Source organism: Streptomyces sp. NPDC048462 (assembly GCF_043200175.1).
In the GTDB taxonomy this organism is placed as follows: Bacteria; Actinomycetota; Actinomycetes; order Streptomycetales; family Streptomycetaceae; genus Streptomyces.
Genome location: NZ_JBICXG010000077.1, coordinates 1 through 1,118 on the forward strand (window position 1 = coordinate 1; position 1,118 = coordinate 1,118).

The following is a 1,118-nucleotide window of genomic DNA, read 5'->3' on the forward strand; positions in this document are numbered from 1 at the left end:
GATCGCCGCCCAGGGCACCGCCAAGGAACTCAAACGCCTCATCCCCGGCGGGCACGTGCGTCTGCGCTTCACCGACCCCGCCGCCTACCGCCACGCCACCACCGCCCTGCCCGAGACCACCCACGACGACGAGGCACTCTCCCTGCAGATCCCCAGCGACGGCAGCCAGCAAGAGCTCCGCACCATCCTGGACCGCCTCGACGCCGCCACCATCCAGGCCGACGAACTGACCGTCCACACCCCCGACCTCGACGACGTGTTCTTCGCCCTCACCACCACCCCCAACACCCCTGCCACCCCCAACACCCCTGCCACCCCGGACATCCCTGGCCGGCCGAAGGAGACCGCACGATGAGCACCCTGCCCCTCGCCGCACGCGACTGCACCACCATGCTCCGCCGCAACCTCCTGCACGCCCGCCGCTACCCCTCCCTCACCCTCAACCTCCTGCTCACCCCCGTCATGCTCCTGCTCCTCTTCGTCTACATCTTCGGCGGCGTCATGAGCGCCGGCATCGGCGGCGGGGGCGGGGACCGCTCCCAGTACATCGCCTACATCGTCCCCGGCATCCTCCTCATGACCGTCGGCAGCACCGTCGTGGGAACCGCCGTGTCCGTCTCCACCGACATGACCGAGGGGATCATCGCCCGCTTCCGCACCATGGCCATCCACCGCGGCTCCGTCCTGGTCGGACACGTCGTCGGGAGCGTCCTGCAAGCGGTCATGAGCGTCGTCCTGGTCGGCGCCGTCGGCGTCGCCATCGGCTTCCGCTCCACCGACGCCACCCCCCTGGAATGGCTCGCCGCCCTCGGCCTCCTCGTCCTCTTCGCCACCGCACTCACCTGGATCGCCGTCGGCATGGGCCTCATCAGCCCCAACGCCGAAGCAGCCGGCAACAACGCCATGCCCATGATCCTGCTCCCCCTGCTCTCCAGCGCCTTCATCCCCCTGGACACCATGCCCGCCTGGTTCCGCCCCATCGCCGAGTACCAGCCCTTCACCCCCGCCATCGAAACCCTGCGCGGACTCCTCCTCGGCACCGAAATCGGCAACAACGGCTGGCTCACCATCGCCTGGTCCCTCGCCCTCATCACACTCGGCTACCGCTGGTCCACCAC

The 1,118-nt window shown here is 69.5% G+C and carries 1 protein-coding gene and 1 pseudogene; both read left to right on the forward strand.

Annotation, left to right across the window (positions count from 1 at the left end; translation table 11 throughout):
* Nucleotides 1-355: pseudogene (locus ACGFU6_RS39315) on the forward strand (ABC transporter); the annotation flags it as partial.
* Nucleotides 352-1,118: ABC transporter permease (locus tag ACGFU6_RS39320; RefSeq protein ID WP_393617417.1), on the forward strand; the 767-nt coding region annotated here is incomplete at its 3' end. The pseudogene ACGFU6_RS39315 and the gene ACGFU6_RS39320, both read left to right, overlap by 4 nt.